The 20691-nt window shown below is 43.3% G+C and carries 20 protein-coding genes; 15 read left to right on the top strand and 5 right to left on the bottom strand.

Annotated features, from left to right (window positions below; all coding sequences use genetic code 11):
* Positions 1-330: 330 nt before the first annotated feature.
* Positions 331-1629, bottom strand: a complete 1299-nt coding sequence (locus ACLGGR_RS16010) for an NCS2 family permease (RefSeq protein WP_142945665.1) — start codon at positions 1627-1629, stop codon at positions 331-333.
* 95 nt (positions 1630-1724) lie between these two features.
* On the opposite strand from ACLGGR_RS16010, the gene pepV reads away from it, so the two are divergent.
* Positions 1725-3125, top strand: coding sequence for a dipeptidase PepV (gene pepV / locus ACLGGR_RS16005; protein ID WP_410973444.1), 1401 nt, complete (start codon positions 1725-1727; stop codon positions 3123-3125).
* Between the two features lie 29 nt (positions 3126-3154).
* Complete coding sequence (locus ACLGGR_RS16000; RefSeq protein ID WP_251216349.1) at positions 3155-3781, top strand: Type 1 glutamine amidotransferase-like domain-containing protein; 627 nt, start codon at positions 3155-3157, stop codon at positions 3779-3781.
* 48 nt (positions 3782-3829) lie between these two features.
* Here the strand turns inward: ACLGGR_RS16000 and cysK are convergent, their stop codons facing one another.
* Positions 3830-4759: a cysteine synthase A gene (gene cysK / locus ACLGGR_RS15995; protein ID WP_046312104.1), complete on the bottom strand. Its 930-nt coding sequence runs from the start codon at positions 4757-4759 to the stop codon at positions 3830-3832.
* 94 nt (positions 4760-4853) lie between these two features.
* On the opposite strand from cysK, the gene thpR reads away from it, so the two are divergent.
* From thpR to ACLGGR_RS15975, 4 genes are all read left to right on the top strand, one after another.
* Positions 4854-5405, top strand: coding sequence for an RNA 2',3'-cyclic phosphodiesterase (gene thpR / locus ACLGGR_RS15990; RefSeq protein ID WP_410973443.1), 552 nt, complete (start codon positions 4854-4856; stop codon positions 5403-5405).
* Positions 5406-5430: 25 nt separating this feature from the next.
* Entirely contained in the window at positions 5431-6366 is a 936-nt protein-coding gene (locus tag ACLGGR_RS15985; protein ID WP_142945660.1) for a hypothetical protein, read from the top strand.
* 48 nt (positions 6367-6414) lie between these two features.
* Complete coding sequence (locus ACLGGR_RS15980) at positions 6415-7344, top strand: YegS/Rv2252/BmrU family lipid kinase (RefSeq protein WP_410973442.1); 930 nt, start codon at positions 6415-6417, stop codon at positions 7342-7344.
* Between the two features lie 284 nt (positions 7345-7628).
* Positions 7629-8429 carry a phosphotransferase family protein gene (locus ACLGGR_RS15975; RefSeq protein ID WP_410973441.1) on the top strand — a complete coding sequence of 267 codons (801 nt, stop codon included), beginning with the start codon at positions 7629-7631 and terminating at the stop codon, positions 8427-8429.
* Here the strand turns inward: ACLGGR_RS15975 and ACLGGR_RS15970 are convergent.
* Complete coding sequence (locus ACLGGR_RS15970; RefSeq protein WP_024424867.1) at positions 8426-8701, bottom strand: YtzH-like family protein; 276 nt, start codon at positions 8699-8701, stop codon at positions 8426-8428. The two genes, ACLGGR_RS15975 and ACLGGR_RS15970, sit on opposite strands and share 4 nt — an antisense overlap.
* 188 nt (positions 8702-8889) lie before the next feature.
* Between ACLGGR_RS15970 and trmB the strand changes: the two genes are divergently transcribed.
* From trmB to ACLGGR_RS15955, 3 genes are all read left to right on the top strand, one after another.
* Complete coding sequence (gene trmB / locus ACLGGR_RS15965) at positions 8890-9531, top strand: tRNA (guanosine(46)-N7)-methyltransferase TrmB (protein ID WP_142945656.1); 642 nt, start codon at positions 8890-8892, stop codon at positions 9529-9531.
* A gap of 117 nt (positions 9532-9648) precedes the next feature.
* Complete coding sequence (locus ACLGGR_RS15960) at positions 9649-10497, top strand: YtnP family quorum-quenching lactonase (RefSeq protein WP_410973440.1); 849 nt, start codon at positions 9649-9651, stop codon at positions 10495-10497.
* 74 nt (positions 10498-10571) lie between these two features.
* A complete protein-coding gene (locus tag ACLGGR_RS15955) occupies positions 10572-12269 on the top strand; it encodes an NAD-dependent malic enzyme (protein ID WP_142945654.1) in 1698 nt (565 codons plus the stop codon).
* A gap of 41 nt (positions 12270-12310) precedes the next feature.
* Here ACLGGR_RS15955 and ACLGGR_RS15950 read toward each other — a convergent pair whose 3' ends face one another.
* Entirely contained in the window at positions 12311-12625 is a 315-nt protein-coding gene (locus ACLGGR_RS15950) for a PepSY domain-containing protein (RefSeq protein WP_003217759.1), read from the bottom strand.
* Positions 12626-12824: 199 nt separating this feature from the next.
* On the opposite strand from ACLGGR_RS15950, the gene ACLGGR_RS15945 reads away from it, so the two are divergent.
* Positions 12825-13898, top strand: coding sequence for a M42 family metallopeptidase (locus tag ACLGGR_RS15945; protein WP_095409310.1), 1074 nt, complete (start codon positions 12825-12827; stop codon positions 13896-13898).
* A 252-nt stretch (positions 13899-14150) separates the two neighbouring features.
* Here the strand turns inward: ACLGGR_RS15945 and ACLGGR_RS15940 are convergent, their stop codons facing one another.
* Complete coding sequence (locus ACLGGR_RS15940; protein ID WP_024426182.1) at positions 14151-14597, bottom strand: YtoQ family protein; 447 nt, start codon at positions 14595-14597, stop codon at positions 14151-14153.
* 200 nt (positions 14598-14797) lie between these two features.
* Between ACLGGR_RS15940 and ACLGGR_RS15935 the strand changes: the two genes are divergently transcribed.
* The 5 genes from ACLGGR_RS15935 (at position 14798) to ACLGGR_RS15915 (ending at position 20501) form a co-directional block, all read left to right on the top strand.
* Complete coding sequence (locus tag ACLGGR_RS15935; RefSeq protein ID WP_410973439.1) at positions 14798-15826, top strand: PTS sugar transporter subunit IIC; 1029 nt, start codon at positions 14798-14800, stop codon at positions 15824-15826.
* A complete protein-coding gene (locus tag ACLGGR_RS15930; RefSeq protein ID WP_024424860.1) occupies positions 15813-16133 on the top strand; it encodes a thioredoxin family protein in 321 nt (106 codons plus the stop codon). Before ACLGGR_RS15935 ends, ACLGGR_RS15930 begins: the two co-directional genes overlap by 14 nt.
* Before the next feature lie 20 nt (positions 16134-16153).
* Positions 16154-16966, top strand: coding sequence for a DUF1444 domain-containing protein (locus tag ACLGGR_RS15925; RefSeq protein WP_034279516.1), 813 nt, complete (start codon positions 16154-16156; stop codon positions 16964-16966).
* A gap of 16 nt (positions 16967-16982) precedes the next feature.
* Entirely contained in the window at positions 16983-17588 is a 606-nt protein-coding gene (gene ytpR, locus ACLGGR_RS15920) for a YtpR family tRNA-binding protein (RefSeq protein ID WP_410973438.1), read from the top strand.
* A 195-nt stretch (positions 17589-17783) separates the two neighbouring features.
* Complete coding sequence (locus tag ACLGGR_RS15915) at positions 17784-20501, top strand: DNA translocase FtsK (RefSeq protein ID WP_410973437.1); 2718 nt, start codon at positions 17784-17786, stop codon at positions 20499-20501.
* The last annotated feature ends 190 nt before the right edge of the window (positions 20502-20691 follow it).

The following is a 20691-nucleotide window of genomic DNA, read 5'->3' as shown; positions in this document are numbered from 1 at the left end:
ACCACAACTTACTACACTAAAACTGCGAAATAAGGACATGCAACAATGGTAAATGTTCGTGTTTGTTAATGTTTTATTCTATTATACACGTTATTATGCATCTAGTTCCACCAAAAAGTCAACTTTACGTGTTTTTAAACTTGTCTTCATGAAATGAAATATGATATATATCATGATTTGAATCCGGTTACAACCCAATTATCATAGGGGATACGGAAGAAGCTAACACTTCCAAACGTCCAAAAATAAACACAGAAAATTTACAAAATAAAAAAATCAGTGAAGGCAAAAAGACACATTCCATGTTAGGATGTGCCTTTTTTGTTTCTGTTATCCTTCTAAGAAAAAGAGCTGAATGAAAAATAAGACCGCAAAGATAAGAACAAGCACATGTACTTCTCTCCATTTCCCTTTTGCCAATTTCACAAGCGGATATGAAATAAATCCAAGTGAAATCCCTGTAGAAATACTAGAAGTCAGCGGCATCGAAAGAATGACAAGAAAAGCAGGGAATGCTTCATCTAGTTCGTTCCAGCGAATGCGTGACACTGAGTTCATCATCAAGCAGCCAACAATGATTAAAACAGGTGATGTGATGGATGGTAAAGAAGAAATCGCTTGAACGAGCGGGCCAAAAAATAATGCCACAATAAACAATGCAGCGACTGTTAAAGAAGTCAGCCCAGTTCTTCCGCCAGCAGCAACTCCTGATGATGATTCAATATAAGCAGTGGTTGGGCTTGTACCAAACATAGAACCAACCGTTGTTGCAGCAGAGTCAGCGAGCAGGGCTCTGCGCACTTTTGGCAGCTGGCCATTTTTCATTAATCCGGCTTGTTCGGCAACGCCGATCATAGTGCCTGTTGTATCAAAAATCGTCACCAGTAAGAAGGAGAAGACGACAGCATACAAATGATGAGAGAACACGTCACCAAAGGCAGCGATTGGATTTGTAATCAGCATGCCTTCAGGCAGTGCAGGAATGTCCATCAGCATTTTAGGGAAATGAAGCTGGCCTGTTGCGAGCGCAATCAATGTGGTTGCTAACATGCCGATAAACAGTGCACCATTTATTTGAAGAACCATTAAAATAACCGAAATCATTAAGCCGACAAGCGTTAAAATGACAACAGGCGAGCTTAAATTGCCAAGCTTCACAAGGTTTTCTGGATCAGCAGCGATGATTCCAGACTGACGGAGGCCGATGAATGCAATGAAAAGCCCGATGCCTGCTGTAATGCCGTACTTTAAATTATCTGGAATGGCTTGAATCAGTTGTTTTCTAAGGGATGTTAACGATAAAATAATAAAGAGTATACCAGCAACAAATACCGCACTAAACGCTGTTTGATAGCTGATGCCGCCACCGCCGACAACGGTAAAGGTGAAATAGACATTCAGCCCCATGCCTGGTGCAATGGCAATCGGATAGTTTGCAAATAGTGCCATCCAGAGCGTACCGACGACAGCAGCGATGATTGTTGCAGTAAAGACTTGGTCAAAAGGAATGCCTGCTTTTGAAAGAATTCCCGGGTTGACGGCAACAATATAGACCATGGTAAAAAATGTCGTCATACCAGCGATGATTTCTTTCTTTATGTTGGTTTGATTTTCTTTTAACTGAAACATAAAATCCTCCATTTACGAACATTATTACAAAACAATTAATATAATATTCGTTTTAAGGGTGGATTGCAACCTTTTTTCAAGGAGGAATGGAAAAAATGAATTGGGAAGCTGAAGTGATACGAAAAAAAGACGACTTGATCAAGGACACACAATCTTTTTTACAAATTGAAAGTGTCCTTGATGAAGAAGGCGGCAAAGAAGGAAAGCCATTTGGTGAAAAAGTCGATGATGCCCTTCAGTATATGCTGAAAAAAGGGGAAGACGAAGGCTTCACAGTCAAGAATGTCGATGGCTATGCAGGTCATATTGAATATGGGGAAGGCGAAGATATTGTAGGTGTGCTTTGCCATGTGGACGTGGTGCCTGCTGGTGATGGCTGGACAACCCCGCCATTTTCAGCTGACATCAGAGAAAATAAAATCTTTGCACGCGGGGCTATTGATGATAAAGGCCCAACCATGGCGGCATTCTATGCGCTGAAGATCTTAAAAGATTCTGGTCTGCAGCTGTCGAAAAAAATCCGAATGATCATTGGAACAGATGAAGAAAGTGATTGGCGCTGTGTGGACCATTATTTCAAGCATGAGGCAATGCCGCAAATTGGATTTGCACCAGATGCCGATTTTCCGATTATTCATGCGGAAAAAGGGATCATTGATGCGGTTGTGTCATTTACATATCAACAAACAGCGAATCATCAGCGCTATACGCTGAAGCAATTTACATCGGGTATGAGGCTCAATATGGTACCAGATGAGGCAGCTGCTACTGTGACTGCTGCACAGGAACACGATGCTGAATCATTAAAAACAGCCTTCGAAGCCTATCTTGCTGATCATCAATTATTTGGCGAGGTAAAGAACACAGCAGATGGACTGCATTTTACATTAAAAGGGGTATCCGTTCATGCTATGGAGCCGGCGCATGGGACAAATGCGGGCATTCATATGGCGAATTTCTTATGCGGATACGAATTAGATGAGCAGGGACTTGCCTTTACTTCCCAAATCAACGCTTTATTTGATCAAGATACAAGAGGACAAAAGCTGGGAATTGCTTGCAAAGATGATATTAGTGGGGATCTGACGTTGAATGTTGGGACAATCCGCTATAAACAGAATGAGGAAGCAAAGCTAGGGTTAAATGTCCGCTATCCAGTAACAGCAGACGGCAAGGACGTCAAAAAAGGAATTGAAAGCATAAAAGGAGCGTCTCTTCTAAAATTCGAAGACAGCCCTCCGCATCACGTCTCAAAAGATCATCCGCTTGTGAAAACCTTGCAGCGGGTATATGAGGAGCAAACGGGAGACCCTGCAACCCTTATTGCCATTGGGGGAGGAACGTATGCGAGATCTTTAGAAGCTGGCGTTGCCTTTGGGCCTCTATTTCCTGGCAGACCTGACTGCGCCCATCAGAAGGATGAATATATCGAAATCGATGACTTACTAAGAGCAGCAGCTCTTTATGCACAAGCTATGTATGAATTAGCAAAATAGAAATTGGAAAAGAGAAGAGGGGATTCATAGTGAAAAAAATGTTCTTATGCTCTTCATTCAAAGACAGCTATTCTCTCTTGTCTGACTTTGCGGGTGAATCATTAAAAGGAAAGCGCGTGACTTTCTTTCCAACGGCAAGTGCTGTAGAAGAAGTCACACACTATGTGGAGGCAGCGAAGGAAGCCTTTCAGCAATTAGGGATGCAGCTTGAGACTGTGCAGATAGATGAACAGTCTGCTGAAGAGATCTCACAGATGCTCAAACAAAATGATGTGATCTACGTGTCAGGAGGCAACACTTTTTATTTATTGCAGGAATTAAGAAAGCATCGTCTCGATGACGTAGTGAAAGAAGAAATCAACAGCGGCAAACTGTATATTGGAGAGTCTGCGGGGAGTATCATCATGGCGCCAAGCATTGAATATATCTCTCTGATGGATGATCAGAAGAAGGCACCGGAGCTTTCATCATTTCAAGCTTTCAATGAAATAAGCCGCTATCCAGTACCGCATATGCACAATGCCTATTTAGGCGAGGCTGCGCAGCTAATCATAGAGAAGCATCAGCAGACGCTTGATTTATGCCCGCTTACTGATGAACAGGCTTTACTCGTCACAGGGGAGCAGGCTGAGGTGAAATCTGTCAAAGCGTCTTAACCGTAAAATGAAGAAAAAGGAACAGGGATTCATCGCCCTGTTCCTTTTTTAATCTTGAAAAACATCACTTGATAAGTATCGTTCGCCCGTATCTGCTGTCATACAGATGACGATTTGATCTGCCGGCAATTGCTTGGCTGTTTCAATGGCTGCATAGCAAGCCGCCCCAGAGGATGGGCCTACTAAAATTCCTTCAAGCTGAGCGAGCTGCCGTGTGATGTGGTACGCATCTTCGTCACTTACCTGAACGATGTCATCATAGACATGCTCGTTTAAAATATGGGGGATAAATCCTGGGCTTGTGCCAACGAGCTTATGTTTCCCAGGTTTCCCGCCAGATAAGACAGGAGATCCCTTCGGCTCTGCCACACGGATGGTCAAATGAGGGAAGGCCTTCTTTAATTCCTCTCCAGTTCCTGTAATAGTACCGCCAGTCCCAGCTGTTGCGACAAAGGCTCCAAGAGGCTGTCCAAGTTGTTTTACGGCTTCCATAATTTCGACCGCTGTTGTTCCTCTATGTGCATCTGGGTTCGCTCTATTGTCAAATTGCATGGGAATAAAGCTATGAGGAATTTGAGCAGCCAGTTCTTCAGCCTTACGGATGCAGCCTGGCATTTTTTCTTCTCCTGGGGTTAAGACGACCTGCGCCCCGTATGCCTTCAAAATATTGATTCTTTCCTTTGTCATCGTATCAGGCATGACAAGGATGGCTTTGTAGCCCCTTGCGGCAGCATTCATGGCTAAACCAATCCCTGTATTCCCGCTCGTAGGCTCAATAATGGTTGCTCCTTTTGTGAGCTTCCCTTGTTTTTCTGCTTCGATGATCATATTGTAAGCCGCGCGGTCTTTTACACTTCCACTGGGATTAAATGATTCCAGCTTTAAGTAAACAGCCGCCGCATTTTCTGGCTGAAGCCGCTGTAATTTGACAAGCGGTGTATCGCCAATCAGCTCAGCTATATTTTGTGCAACTTTCATCAGATGACACCCTTTCTTCTCATTACGCATTTCTTTAGTTATACTATCATCAATGGGGATTCGTAAAGTTTGTTAAAAAAGGACAGGTGATAATGTGTCAGAAAGCCGTCATTATTTTATAGGGATTCATATCCCTGAACAACTTGCGCATCAAATCAAACAAGACATTGATCAAAGGAGCGGACTGTACTTTCAAAAATGGACAGCACCACATGATTACCATGTGACCCTTGTCTTTTTAGGCGCCATTCCAGAAGAGCGTTTAAAAAAGATCGTCCAGCTGCTTGACATTCTTTCAAATGAAGCGTCTGCGTTTCCACTAGAGCTGAATGAGGTAGGGCAGTTTGGTGCGAAGGAGCGCCCGAGAGTCTTTTTTGCAAAGCCTCATGAAAGTGAGCCGCTCATGCACTTAAGAGAAAAGGTGAAAGAAGCCGTCTTGTCAGCAGGACACCCTGTTGAAAAAAGACCGTTTCATCCGCATATGACGATCGCGCGCAAATGGAACGCAGAGGACTCTTATGAAAAGCAAGCGCCTTTACGCAAAGAGCCATATGTGATGGAGGTTTCTCGTATCACTTTATTTGAAATACGTCCGAAGGAAACCCCTCGTTATCACGCAATCAAACAATTTACACTACATAAATGATTCTAGAAGTTGGAGTGAGCAGCAGATGGCGCAAATTATCAAAATCCAAGATTATATATCACGATATGAACAGGACCCGTATCACTACATCAATCAATTCAATCGGTTGAAAAAACAAAGATGGGACGAATTAAAAAAGGCTTCAAAAGAGGAGACGCAGCAACCGGCTGACCAAATTCCTCAACAAGCGCCTGAACAAGAGGAAGAAAAGAGAAAGAAATTCTCCTTAAAAAGAAAGCAAAAAGAAGCCGATATGAAAAAGGAACGGGACCTGCGTCTTTTTAACGAGCCGACAGATATAGAGCAAGGGGTTTTCAGAAACGTTCCTACCGATGAAACGCAGCTGATTCACTTTTTTAAGGATCACCTCTTCGAGGTGCAATTAAAATGGGCGAGTTCGACGATTTCACATATTTCAACCGTTTCCCATCATATTCGGTATGATGAGAAGCTGCGGATGCTTGCAAGACAGCTTCCGGATTCTTATTTTGTGATGTACAAGCCGGTGCTGCTCATTCAAAAAGCTGAGATGGAATTATGTCCAATACTCATAACGCCGCTCGAAGTGATCTGTTTATCCTTCTTAGAGGCCGAGCCAGACAGCGTCTATATCGGAACGAAGGAACGTTTTTGGGAAAAACGGGCGACTGGCAAAGCTGTACAGTCCGTGTTGAATCCGTGTGCAAGCCTTCTGCGCTCTGGCACCGTCGTGTCAAAGATTTTACAGCAAAGTGGTGTAGATCTTCCTGTGAAAAAAATCCTCATCAGCCGAACCTCATATATTGATTTACCTGAAGTTCCATACGGGATGGAGGTTGTCGATAAGAAGAAGGCAGAAGAGTGGTTTGAAAAGCAGCGGAAAAATACGGCGCCGACAAAGCATCAGCAATTTAAGGCGACAAAAGCATTGCTTGCTTATGGTGAATCAGACAGCAAAAGAAGGCAGGAATGGCTCGATTAAAGAAATGACGGAAGGTCACGAAAAATGACACCTGAGTGGAGCTAATATATGAATGAATGGTACTTTATCGTTAATCCAGAAGCAGGACATGGAAAAGGACTCCGCACATGGAGGAGCATAGAGAAAGAATTACAAAAGGTGGAGGTCTCTTATCGATCGTTTCTCACCCAGCATGAAGGTCATGCAGAAGTTTTGGCAAGACAAATCAGTGCCATGCAGGATGACAGGCTGAAGCGCTTAATTGTCATTGGCGGTGACGGCACTATTCATGAAGTACTGAATGGCTTAAAGGAAATCGATCATGTACAGCTTAGTTTTGTCCCTGCTGGTCATTGGAATGATGCTGCGAAGGGTCTAGGTATTCATCGTCACGATGTCTTAAAAGAAGTGAAAAAGCAAAAGAGAATGCTCACCAAAACATTTTCTCTCGGCTCCTTTCAAGATCATGCCGAAAGTCCGCAATCAGTTCTCTTTCTCAATCATATCGGTGTGGGGTTTGACGCACATGTGCTGAGGAAAACGGTGTATTTTAGAGGGAAAAAGTGGCTGAAACGGCTGGGGTTTGGCTTTATCATCTATCCTCTGTCATTTCTCCATTCTTTATGGTCGTTTAAGCCGTTTGATCTTGCGCTATTTATTGAAAATGAGAAGAAAGTCTTTCGCCAAGTGTGGTTTGTGATTGTCTGCAATCACCCGTATTACGGGGGAGGGCTGGAAGCAGCGCCGGAAGTGAGTGCAAGGCAGCCAGGTTTTCAAACGATGGTTGTCACAGATTTGAATCCATTCAAAGTCCTTGTGTTTCTAAGTGCAATGGTGTTTCGAAAGCACCTTGGGATGAAGGGGGTTACCCTGTTTCAGCATGAGGAAGCGTACTTAGAAGCAGATGAAAAAATCTTATTTCACGCAGATGGAGAAGTGATCGGTGCAACGCCTGTCTTTGTGAAGGCAAGTGAACGATCCTTAAAATTACGTGCTTAAATAATTTGCGGTATATCCGCAGTCAAAGAACCATGAAAAAAGCCTTCTTTTTCATAAGGTTCTTGTCCTGATTTTTTAGTTTTGCTTGACGAGTATAAGAAGGTAACGATAAAATCTATAGGACGGCTATTGTTTAGCATCTCATTCTCAATAGCTGTCCTTTTTGTTTTTATGATCATATAAATAAAAAAAGAAACAGCCAATTGATCCTCAATCGGCTGAATTTTGTCGACTAAAAAAGCAAGATTTAAAATATTTTAAGAAATGATGGGTTGAAAATTGATATGAACTGGTTGGGACAAATATTAGGTAGCGAATGGCACATCTCTCCTGCTGGAGGCGCTACGGGAGATGCGTACTTCGCAACACACAATGACCAAAAGCTATTTTTAAAACGCAATACGTCACCGTTTCTTGCGGTTTTGTCAGCTGAAGGCATTGTGCCGAAGCTTGTCTGGACAAAACGGATGGAAAATGGAGATGTGATTACTGCACAGCACTGGCTGAGCGGCAGAGAGCTGAAGCCAAAGGACATGAATGATCGTCCTGTAGCAGAACAGCTAAGAAAAATTCATACATCAAAAGAATTGCTCGATATGCTGAAGCGATTAGAGAAGCACTCTCTAGACCCAGAATCCATTTTGATGCATCTGAAACAATCCATATTAAACGAGCAAATTGATTCACAAGACATTACACGTGCAATCCAGTATTTAGAGAAGAATGTGGAGGCTGTCCATTTTGAGGACAAGGTCGTCTGTCATTGTGATCTCAATCATAATAATTGGCTGCTGACAGATGAAAATCAGCTCTATTTGATCGATTGGGATGGGGCGATGATTGCAGACCCAGCGATTGATCTTGGACCGCTTTTATACCATTATGTTGAGGAAGAGAACTGGGAAAGCTGGCTCTCTATGTACGGCGCCCCGCTGACGGACAATTTGCGAAAGCGCATGGCGTGGTACGTGCTCGCTGAAACCGTATCGTTTGTCGTTTGGCATAAAAGAAAAGGAAATGAAAAGGCGCAAAAAGAAGTGCAAGCGGAGCTAAATGCACTTTTAAAACGGTTAAACATCCATTAAGACAGTGGAATGTTTTCGACCCACTCGGACAGATGTGATTGATGCTCCTCGATATGTGCATCAATTGAACTGACAGAGGTGCCCTTTTGGCTGTAATCATAAATATCTGTTAACAGCTGACGAATGTCGGCATCCAGATCTTCTTTTGCCAGCATTAATTGAATCACGCGTCCCACCTGTTCATATTCTGCAACAGTCCCGCAGCAATCCAGCTGGTGATCGGTTAAAATATCTTTGATTAATTGAAGCTGATGTTGACGGTTTAAACCCATACGAATGCTCCTTTCCTGCGTGTCATTTATGAGGTTAAACTGTGCATTCAGCGCCCAATTTATACATGCGGCAGACCAGCTCAAGCGAAGGGCTGGTCTTTTTATATGGACATAGAAGGTGCTGTCTTGCGGGTCTTTATGTTTCATGGTATCTTGATAAAATGTAAAGAAAATAGAGGTGTATCAAATTGAGAATGCGACATAAACCATGGGCTGATGATTACTTAGCTGAGAATGCTCATATTGCTTTATCAAGTCCCGAGCAATATAAAGGGAAATGGCATGAGCTGTTTGGAAATGATCATCCAATCCATATCGAAGTTGGGACAGGGAAAGGGAGCTTTATTGCTGGAATGGGCAAGCTTCATCCTGATATCAACTATATTGGCATTGAATTATTTAAAAGTGTCATTGTGACAGCAGTAGATAAAATCAAAGAGACAGATGTTGAAAATGTAAAGCTTTTGAATATCAATGCTGAGACGCTGACAGATGTGTTTGCGGAAAATGAGATTGACCGGGTGTATTTGAATTTCTCTGATCCGTGGCCAAAAGCAAGACACGAAAAGCGCAGATTGACGTTTAAAACCTTTTTAGAGCGATATGAACATATTCTTCGTCCAGGCGGTGAATTGCATTTCAAAACAGATAACCGCGGGTTATTTGAATATTCCTTAAAAAGTTTTTCTGCATATGGCCTTCTTTTAACGTATGTCAGCCTAGATTTACATGAGGACGGCTTAGAAGGAAACGTGATGACTGAATATGAAGAGAAATTCTCGTCTATGGGACAACCCATCTATCGATCAGAAGTCAAATTCCCAGAATAACAAGTGATATCAAGCTGGCTGCAATAGAAAAATTGCAGTCAGCTTTTTTTATGAAAAGATTGGTGCATGCGATTTTTGGCTGTATTTGCTACGATAGAAAAAGGAGGGATGACAGCAATGGAGACAATGAAAATAGGTGAAATGGAACTGATTTGGTTAAACGGGGGAGATACGCACATGGACGGCGGTGCGATGTTCGGTGTCGTGCCAAAGCCATTATGGTCAAAAAAATACCCGGTAAATGACCGCAATCAAATTGAATTACGATGTGATCCAATTCTCATTCGGTGGAACGGTCTTCATCTATTAGTGGATTCCGGCATCGGATCAGGGAAGCTGACAGATAAACAAAAACGCAATTACGGCGTGACAGAGGAAACCAAATTGGAAGAATCTCTAGCAGCCCTTGGCCTGCGCCCATCAGATATTGATTACGTATTAATGACACATCTGCACTTCGATCATGCCAGCGGATTAACAAAACGTGAAGGCGATAAGCTTGTGTCTGTTTTTCAGCAGGCGAAAATCATCACATCGAAAATCGAATGGGATGAAATGAGAGCGCCAAACATTCGCTCAAGAAATACATATTGGAAAGAAAACTGGGAGCCTGTGGCAGATCAAGTCGTCACATTTGAAAAAAGCATCGAAGTGACAGAAGGAATCGAGCTGCATCATACAGGCGGTCATAGCAATGGTCATAGTATTTTAACGCTCACAAGTGAGGGCGAAACAGCGATTCATTTAGCTGATATCATGCCAACACACGCTCATAAAAATCCACTCTGGGTTCTGGCTTATGATGATTACCCAATGACTTCGATTCCAGCCAAGCAAAAGTGGCAGGCATATGCAGAAGAAAAAAATGCCTGGTACTTGTTTTATCATGATGCCATTTATCGTGCTGTAAAATGGGACGAAGATGGGCAGATTACACACGACATCAAAAGAGAAACAGGAAGATAAAAGATCATCTGTATGTTTTTTTCGCCTTTCACACAAAATAACGACAAAATGAACTTGTGAAAGGAAGAGTGCAGGTGAACCAATTTTATCGTGTACATGGTGATGTGATCGAAACACCATTAAGAGGGATGGAAGTCATGTCAGTCCCTTATTTAAACAAAGGGGTTGCATTTACAAAGGAAGAGCGGGAGGAGCTCGGGTTAAAGGGATTTCTTCCCCCTAAAGTCTTAACCTTAGAGGATCAAGCAAAGCGTGCATATGAGCAGTTTAAGGCACAGCCGGATGAGCTAGGGAAAAATGTGTATTTAACATCACTTCATGACAGAAACGAAGTGCTTTTTTACAAATTACTTAATGAGCACTTGGCGGAAATGCTTCCGATTGTCTACACGCCGACTGTAGGAACGGCTATTCAGCGTTATAGCCATGAGTATCGGAAGCCGAGAGGCCTGTATTTATCGATTGATGATCTGGAAGGCATGGAAGAGATTTTTGCTTCTTATGGTGTCGATGAATCCATTGACTTGATCGTTGCAACTGATGCAGAAGGCATTTTAGGCATTGGAGACTGGGGCGTTGGCGGGATTGCCATTTCAGTTGGGAAACTTGCTGTTTATACAGCTGCAGCAGGCATTGATCCTAGCCGCGTGCTGGCAGTAGTGCTTGATGCCGGAACGAACCAGGAAAGTCTCTTGAATGATCCGCTTTATGTTGGAAATCAGCACTCCCGCGTTCGAGGAGAGCGCTATGATCAGTTCATTGATCAATATGTCGAGCTTGCCCGTGCTACTTTCCCAAATGCACTCCTTCACTGGGAAGACTTTGGTACAAAGAATGCCCGTGCAATATTGGAAAAATATAAGGACCGTATTTGTACATTTAACGATGACATTCAAGGGACTGGAGCCGTTTCACTTGCTGCAGTTATGGCATGTGCAAAGGCTTCGAAGGTTCCACTGAAAGATCACCGAATCGTCATTTTTGGAGCGGGTACGGCAGGTATTGGTATAGCTGAGCAAATCCGTGATGCCATTGTCAGAGATGGAGTCAAAGAAGAGGAGTCCTACGATCATTTCTGGTGTATTGATAAAACGGGGCTGCTCACAGATGATTCACCTGACATTCAGCCATTTCAAAAGCCGTATGCAAGGCGTTCTGACGAAGTAAAAGATTATGCGCGTAATGGTCCAAAGCATTCGATTGATCTATTAGAGGTCGTCAAGCAGGCGAAACCAACGATCTTAATTGGCACCTCGACTGTCGGAGGAGCATTTACAGAAGAAATTGTGAAAGAAATGGCGTCACACGTGGAGCGCCCTGCAATTTTACCGATGTCGAATCCGACACCTCTTTCAGAAGCAAAGCCGGAAGATCTGATTAAGTGGACTGAAGGGCGCGCTCTTGTGACAACGGGAAGCCCATTCGATCCTGTCGAATATGACGGCGTCACATATGAAATTGGACAAGCGAATAATGCCCTTGTCTTCCCAGGTCTTGGTCTAGGCACAATTGTGTCAAAAGCAAGGTTGATGACAGACAGTATGTTTGTTGCGAGTGCTGAAGCCATTGCAAGCATGGTCAATGTTGGGAAGCCGGGTGCAGCGATGCTGCCAAGTGTCGATCAGCTTCGAACTGTTTCAGCGACAGTAGCCGTCCGTGTGGCGCAGGCAGCCATTGATGAAGGAATTGCAGAAGAAACGCCTGATGATCTTATTCAGGCTGTGCAGGACGCTATGTGGCATCCTGTGTACAAAAAAATCAAAGCCATATAAAAAAAGCTTCGCAAGGATACGTCTTTGCGAAGCTTTCTTGATCAAGCAACAGAATCAATTACATCAACGATCATGCCAGTTTTGGCATCAATCATCACTTCATACTGTTCAAGCTCGCCAAAGGCAGAGCGGGTAATGCCAGATTTGTATACATCAATCGTTTCACCATTTACGGTATACGGTTCTGGTACAGTATAAATCCAAGAGCCATCAATCGGGCCGCGCTGTTTAAAAGCAGATTTCACAATTTTTAATGCTTTTTCAGACGAGATATACGTAGGGAAAAATACTTTCTTTGCAACAATTGCAGCGGCTACGCCAATACTCGCACCAATCAGAACATGTTTTAACTTCAACGTGCTGCACCTCCGTATTGCTGTTTTTTCCATTATACAAAACTTGTCCATTGATGTTAAGGAATCCGAATATTTGAAAGCATATTCAAAATTTCTGGAGAGATACTTGGAAAACCGAAAGAATTCTTATAGTATAAAGTGAGTGTTATTTTTATAGGAATATATATGGTCATTACATAGAAACGAGGTAAACTGTAGAATGAACGAAGAAACATTGTCGCTTTTCCGAAATTTAACAGAATTACAGGGAACTCCAGGAAATGAGCACCATGTGCGTGCTTTTATGAAAAAGGAACTTGAGAAATATTCCGATGAACTCATTCAAGACCGTCTTGGCGGAGTGTTTGGCGTACGCAAGGGGCCGGAAAACGCACCGAAAATTATGGTAGCGGGTCATATGGATGAAGTCGGATTCATGGTCTCATCGATTACGAAAAACGGGATGATTCGTTTTCAAACACTTGGCGGCTGGTGGAGCCAAGTCATGCTGGCACAGCGTGTGGATGTCCATACAGATCACGGGCCAATTCCTGGTGTCGTCTCTAGTACACCTCCTCACCTTCTCACACCAGAACAAAAAAGCAAACCTGTGAAGCCGTCAGATATGCTTATTGATATTGGTGCAGACAGTGAAGAAGAGGCAAAAGAGCTTGGCGTTCGCCCGGGACAGCAAATCGTTCCTGCAACGGTTTTTACTCCAATGGCGAATCCAAAAAAGATTTTAGCGAAGGCTTGGGATAACCGCTATGGCTGCGGCCTTGCGATTGAATTATTAAAAGAATTAAAAGACGAATCTCTTTCATGTCAGCTGTATTCAGGAGCAACTGTTCAAGAGGAAGTAGGGCTTAGAGGAGCTGAGGCAGCTGCGAATATGATTCAGCCAGACCTTTTCTTCGCTTTAGATGCGAGTCCTGCAAACGATGTGACAGGTGACAAAACACAGTTCGGTCAGCTTGGAAAAGGTGCACTTCTGCGTATTTTTGATCGCACAATGATCACGCACCGCGGAATGAGAGACTTTGTGCTTGATACTGCTGAGACAAACAACATTCCATATCAATATTTCGTATCACCGGGTGGTACGGACGCTGGACGTGTTCATATTTCAAACCAAGGTGTGCCTTCTGCTGTGATCGGAGTTTGCGCACGCTACATTCATACAAGTCATTCTGTTTTGCATGTGGATGATTACGCAGCGGCAAAAGAGTTAATTGTCCGCCTTGTCAAAAATTGTGATCAAAGCACAGTGGACTCTATTTATCAACAAGTATAAATGTGATAGAAAAAGGCTGCCTCTTCAATGAGAGCAGCCTTCCAGCGTGTAGACAAACCCTCGCATTCGGTGTCAGGTCTGCGCGCCGGTGCTCACGAATCTCACATTCGCTCCGCTCCGGTGCTCGTCCTTCCTAGACTGCAAAGGTTTTCTATCACGCTGAATAGAAGACAAAGGGCTAAAATCAAGATCATTTTAGCCCTTTGTCAACAATCTGAAAGGCTGCCTCTTCAATGAGAGCAGCCTTCTTTATTATTGCTGTTCAAACACATAAGATAACGCCTTGATCGCTTGGTTCACGGTTTCCACAGTGATATTCGCTTTGTTTGATAGTTCCTTTAACGGATGGTGCAGCTCTTTTGGACGGATTAAAATAAGAGGTTTACCTTTTGCAATCGCAGCAGATGCATCCATGGCTGTGTTCCACTGTTTATATTTCTCACCAAAGCGCGCAATGACGACATCAGCTTTGTTTAATAAAATTTCAGTACGAAAATTGTTCAAATCAGAAGCAGCATCATCTTTGAAAATGGCATTCGGCTGCTCACCTAAAATATCCTCACCAATGTTATCTGAGCGGTCATGATTCTCCATTGGACCGACAAATGTCACTGGCAGCTTCAAAGATTGGCTTTTCTCCTTGATTTCATCACGCCACTGGCTATGAATTTCTCCAGCTAAATAGACAGTTAATTGCATAACGATCTCCTCCTTTTGTACAAACTTAGTAAAGGTTTGTCCTGTTTCTTTTCATGTTACACAAGAAGTGCTTGATAAAGCAAAAAAAATATGATTATGATATTCATGGTAGAGACTATTTTTCATCGTAAGAATACTACATATAATAGGAAGGACAGGCCTCTTCGTCTTTCCTATGAGAAAGCGGGAAGACGACGTTGATGACTTATTTGAAAAGAAAGGGGATCTCCCTTTCGCCAAAGGTGTATTTTATTGATGCACTTTCTTATATGGCTTTAGGTCTATTTGCTACATTAGTGGTAGGGCTGATTTTAAAAACAGCAGGCGGTCTGTTATCACTTCCGCTCATCATTAAAATGGGATCCCTCGCCATGGGGCTCATGGGACCGGCGATCGGTGTAGCGGTTGCGTACCGTTTACATGCATCTCCTTTGATCATTTTTGCAAGTGTTGTCTCAGGCGCTGCAGGAGCAGAGCTTGGGGGGCCTGCTGGAAGCTTTGCCGCAGCATTAATTGGTGTGGAACTCGGCAAGCTGGTCAGTGGTGAGACAAGAATTGATATTATTTTAACGCCGCTTGTCACCATTATCACTGGCTTTTTCACCGCTGCTTTGATCGGACCTGGGATTGAAGCCATGATGACAGGGCTTGGCAGGCTCATCATGTGGGGAACAGACCAAAGCCCGCTGATCATGGGCATACTGGTAGCGACCATTGTTGGACTTGCTCTCAGTTCTCCGATCTCAAGTGCTGCACTTGCGCTCATGCTTGACTTAAGCGGAACAGCTGCTGGTGCTGCAACGATTGGTTGCTGTGCTCAAATGGTCGGCTTTGCCGCTGCAGGCTTTAGAGAAAATCGCTTTGGCGGTCTTGCGGCTGTCGGCATTGGAACGTCAAAGTTGCAGCTTTCGAACATTGTGAAAAACCCACTCATCCTGATTCCGCCGACGATTGCTGGTCTGATTCTCGCGCCAATTGGTATTATTGGCTTTGGGATGGTCAATAATGCGGCAGGAGCGGGAATGGGAACGAGCGGACTTGTTGGACAGCTCATGACCCTAACCGTCATGGGGTTTCATCCATCTGTATTTCTGGCGATCGCTCTCTTGCATATCGTTGGCCCGGCAGTGATTAGTTTGGTAGTATCAGAATGGATGAGAAAGAAAGGCTATATACAATTCGGAGATTTAACCATACAAACTGGAGGAATGAAACATGAAAAAAATTGAATCAAACGAAGAATTACAAAAAGTGATTCAAGAAGACTTAACCGTATTGCTATTTTCGGCTGACTGGTGCCCGGACTGCACATTTATTGAGCCATTCTTGCCAGAGCTTGAAGCAAACTACCCAGAATTTGAGTACTTCTATGTCGATAGAGACAAGTTCATTGACACTTGTGCAGAGTGGGAAATTTACGGTATTCCAAGCTTTTTAGTCTTTAAAAACGGACAAGAGATTAACCGCTTTGTCAGCAAAGATCGTAAGACAAAGGAAGAGATTGAAGCATTTTTAACAGATTCTCTTTCTAAATAACGAAAGGAGAGTCTAAAACGATGGCAAAAATGACATCAAGACAGCTTGCGAATGAACTCAAAAGCCGTCTGACGAATGACAGCTGGTCACACGAGTTTGACCGGGAAAAAGATACGCTTCGTATTGAAGATAAACAAACAGGCAAAGGCATCACACTAGAGCTCCCGCCAATTATTGCAAAGTGGGAAGTAAAGCCTGATGAAACAATTGATGAGATCGTCTATTATGTGAAAGAAGCGCTGAGTGCCATGAAAGGCGAAGCGCAGCACATCTCAGGAAAAGAAAAGCAGATCTATCCGGTCATTCGTTCCACCTCCTTTCCTGAGGCATCAAGTGATGGGATTCCGCTTGTGTTTGATGAGCATACAGCTGAAACGAGAATCTACTATGCACTTGACCTTGGAAGCACCTACCGATTAATTGATGAAAAGATGCTTCAGAAGGAAAACTGGACAAAAGAGCGAATCAGAGAAACTGCAAGCTTCAACGTCCGTTCGCTAGAAACAGTGGTGAAAATGGATGAAGTGGCAGGCAACCGGTTTTATTTCTTCCGTGCAAATGACGGGTATGACGCCAGCAGACTTTTAAATGAATCGTTATTACAAGAATACGCGCAAAAAATAGAAGGGCAGATGGCAATTTCTGTTCCCCATCAAGATGTATTCATCATTGCAGATGTTCGCAATGATTCAGGCTATGATATTTTAGGACAGATGTCGATGAGCTTCTTCGCCAGCGGCACGGTTCCGATTACCGCATTGTCATTTTTATATGATGAGGGTAAGCTTGAACCGATCTTTATACTTGCAAAAAGCAGACCAAAACAGCAGTAGAAGGGAATTTTGAAGAATGAACGTTTTTTATAATGCAGAAGGTGTAGGCGACACACTCCTTATCTCATTGAAAGATGTGACGAGAGAAGAAGTAGGTCATGAGACGTTTGGAGATGTTGTACGAATCTTCAATCAAGAAACAAAAGAAACAACAGGCTTTAATATCTTCAATGCATCCACTTACATGAAAATTGAAGAAAGCGGATCTGTCCCGCTTTCTGAAACCATTGTTCAAGATATCAATGAAATTTTAAACAGAAACGGTGTCAGTGAAACGTTGACTGTGGATCTATCACCAAAATTTGTTGTCGGCTATGTAAAGGAAAAAGAAAAGCATCCGAATGCAGATAAATTAAACATTTGCCAAGTTGATGTGGGCGATGAAACTTTACAAATCGTGTGCGGTGCACCAAACGTTGACCAAGGTCAATATGTCGTGGTTGCGAAAGTCGGTGCAGTGATGCCAAGCGGTATGGTCATCAAAGATGCTGAGCTAAGAGGCGTTCCATCAAGCGGTATGATTTGTTCAGCGAAAGAGTTAGATCTTCCAGACGCACCTGCTGAAAAAGGGATTCTTGTTTTAGATGGAAGCCGCCAAGCTGGTGAACCCTTTAAAGCTTAACCTCCCATAAACGGGCACATAGGAGCGAAGAATGTGTTATACCAAAAGTCACTAAGTACGTACTTAGTGACTTTTTTTCATCTGTAACAGCATGAACAGCATAAAGCGGCACTTTTCTCGCTTTTCTGCATGAAAAAGCAATGGTATACTAAAAATCGCCCAAGAAAACGTAAGGGGAGTTAAAGTGAGTGATAAATGATGAGTTGGTTAGATAAATTTTTTAGTGTATTTTTAGGAGAAGAAAAGAAAGAAGAAAAAGCTGCAAGACCTGAAGAAGATCTAGCTGCACCAAAGCAGCCAGCTTTTGAACAGCATAAAGAATATAAAAAAATCGAAGATACGAAAGTGTATTATGAATATCCAAAAGGCAACTTTCGCTTTCCGCTCGTTCCAGATGAACCTCAGCGTGATGGAGTGAAGCAGGAGAGAAGACGCGTGAAATCAAGCCAGCCAAAGGCCAAGCAGACAACCTATCAGCCTAAACAAACGCTTCAGCCTGATATGAATAAAAAGCCATTCAAACCAGAGCAAATTCCATCACCGATCTATGGCTATCATCAGGATATGCGTCCAAAACGGGCAGATGCAAAAGAAGAAGCAGCTTCAGTTCAAAGGAAAGCAGCAGAAGAAACGGCGCAGCGTGTCACACTGTTATCAGAAGAGGCAGAGCGTGAACGGAATGTCAGACAGCAAATGAACATCCCGTCTATACAGAAAGAAAAACGTATCGAGGAAATGGCTTCAGCGTTAGCAGAAGAGAGAACGGACAAAGAGCCAGCAGTAACCCCGCATACATTGCAAGAGGAACTCGCTTATCAAGATCATGTTCAATCGACGATAGAACGTTTAACTGAAGAGCCGTTCATCCAGCCAGAAGAAAATGAGCCAGAAGATCAATATGAAGCTGATTTACATAAGCAGCAAGAAGAAGTCTATCAGACTCAGCCGGTAGAGTCTGAGCCGGAACAGGCTGTCTCAAGCAATGACGAAGGAATAAAAGGCGAGCCTGACCATATTGAGGAAATTGACATGTTGACCTTCGAAACACCGGAACCTTCGCAGCCTGCAATTGAAATGGAAGTAGACATTCCATCAGAAGAAGCGGCGTTAACAGAAAACATTTCAGCAGAACCGGTGGAAGAACTAGAAGCTGATCCACTAGAAGACAAACAAGAAGAAGCGCCAGCGGCAGCATTTGAAGAAGCTGGAACAGTCAAACATGACTTTCAAGAAGATCAGCTGGTTCAAGAAGCTGAAATTGAAGAAGAACAAGTGATGCCAGTAGAACAATTAACAGAGGAACAAACTGCATCTGAACCGGCAGAAACGGTCATTGAGCAGACAGAGCAGCAAGAACAAACGCATGAAGTCAAGAAAGAAGAACCAAAACAGACATCTCCGCAGCCACAACGCGCAAGCGGTCAAACCTCTACGGTTCCGTTTAATGTCATGATGTTAAAAAGCGATCAGCGCGTGCAAGGGCAAAAGAAAGCAGCCGATACACAAGGGTATGTTTTTCCAAGTCTCGCCCTTTTAGACGTACCGCCAGCTCAAAAAGAAGAGGACGGCACATGGGTGAAAGAGCGGGCAGAGCTGCTCAATGCGACACTTAAAAATTTCAACGTAAGAGCAAGTGTGGTTCATGTCACACAGGGACCTTCTGTGACAAGGTTTGAAGTACATCCAGAACCAGGTGTCAAAGTGAACAAAATCACGAACCTGTCAGATGATATTAAACTTAGTTTGTCCGCAAAGGATATTCGAATTGAAGCACCGATTCCAGGAAAGAACACGATCGGGATCGAAGTGCCAAACCTGCACAGTAAAATGGTGTTCTTAAGAGAAATGATCAGAAGCAGTGCGTTTAGAGACAATCCATCTCCTTTAACAGCGGCACTCGGATTAGATATTTCAGGCCAGCCCGTCGTGGTTGATCTGCAAAAAATGCCGCATGGCTTAATTGCCGGAGCAACCGGTTCAGGAAAAAGCGTCTGCATTAATACGATTTTAGTAAGCCTCATGTTTAAAGCATCACCAGATGAAGTGAAAATGCTCTTAATTGACCCTAAAATGGTTGAATTAGCGCCGTATAATCACATTCCGCATCTTGTGAGTCCCGTCATCACGGATGCCAAGACAGCAACTGCTGCTCTGAAATGGGTAGTGGATGAAATGGAAAGACGCTATGAACTATTTGCACACTCTGGCGTGAGAGAAATTAAACGTTTCAATGAACTTGTGAAAGAAAAACAAATGGGTGAAAAACTGCCTTATCTCGTTGTGGTAATCGATGAGCTGGCTGATTTAATGATGGTCGCCCCAAATGAAGTCGAAGAAAGCATCTGCCGAATTGCACAAAAAGCAAGAGCATGCGGCATTCACTTATTGATTGCGACACAAAGACCGTCTGTGGATGTCATTACAGGTCTCATTAAAGCCAATATCCCAACAAGAATTGCGTTTTCTGTTTCAAGTCAGGTTGATTCAAGAACCATTATTGACATGGCAGGTGCAGAAAAGCTTCTCGGAAAAGGAGACATGCTCTTCTTAGAAAATGGATCCGGCAAGCCGACAAGGCTGCAAGGGAACTTTGTATCAGACCGTGAGATTGATCAAGTGGTAGCACATGTGAGAAAGCAGCGTAAGCCAGTGTTCCTTTTTGAACAGGAGGAACTAATGCTCCAAGGCTCTGCGATTACAGACGAAGATGAATTGTTTATGGATGCCTGCCGTTTTGCCATCGAGCAGAATAGCGCCAGCACATCAAGTTTGCAGCGAAGATTTAGAATTGGCTACAATCGTGCAGCCAGACTGATTGACATGATGGAGCGCGAGGGGATGATCTCTGGGGCGAAAGGCAGTAAGCCAAGAGAAGTGCTCATGACGCTGAGTGACTTAGAACAGTTGATCTAAACAAACCACTTCATTTTTTTTATAAACATGGTATGATAGCACATAGGTGCAATTTTGTAATTGGACGCTTTTCGCATGTCTGCCAGAACGCTTTTTTATGTAAAATAAGCGGAAGCAGGTGTTAGAAATGGGAAAGTTGTCGGATACTAATCATAGTTAATATTGATTAGAATAGGAAGATCGGAAAAAA

The sequence above is a fragment of the Bacillus sp. BD48 genome (assembly GCF_046566805.1).
In the GTDB taxonomy this organism is placed as follows: domain Bacteria; phylum Bacillota; class Bacilli; order Bacillales; family Bacillaceae; genus Bacillus; species Bacillus safensis.
Note: the sequence above shows the minus strand (reverse complement) of the source record. Positions and strands in the feature narration are given on the sequence as shown.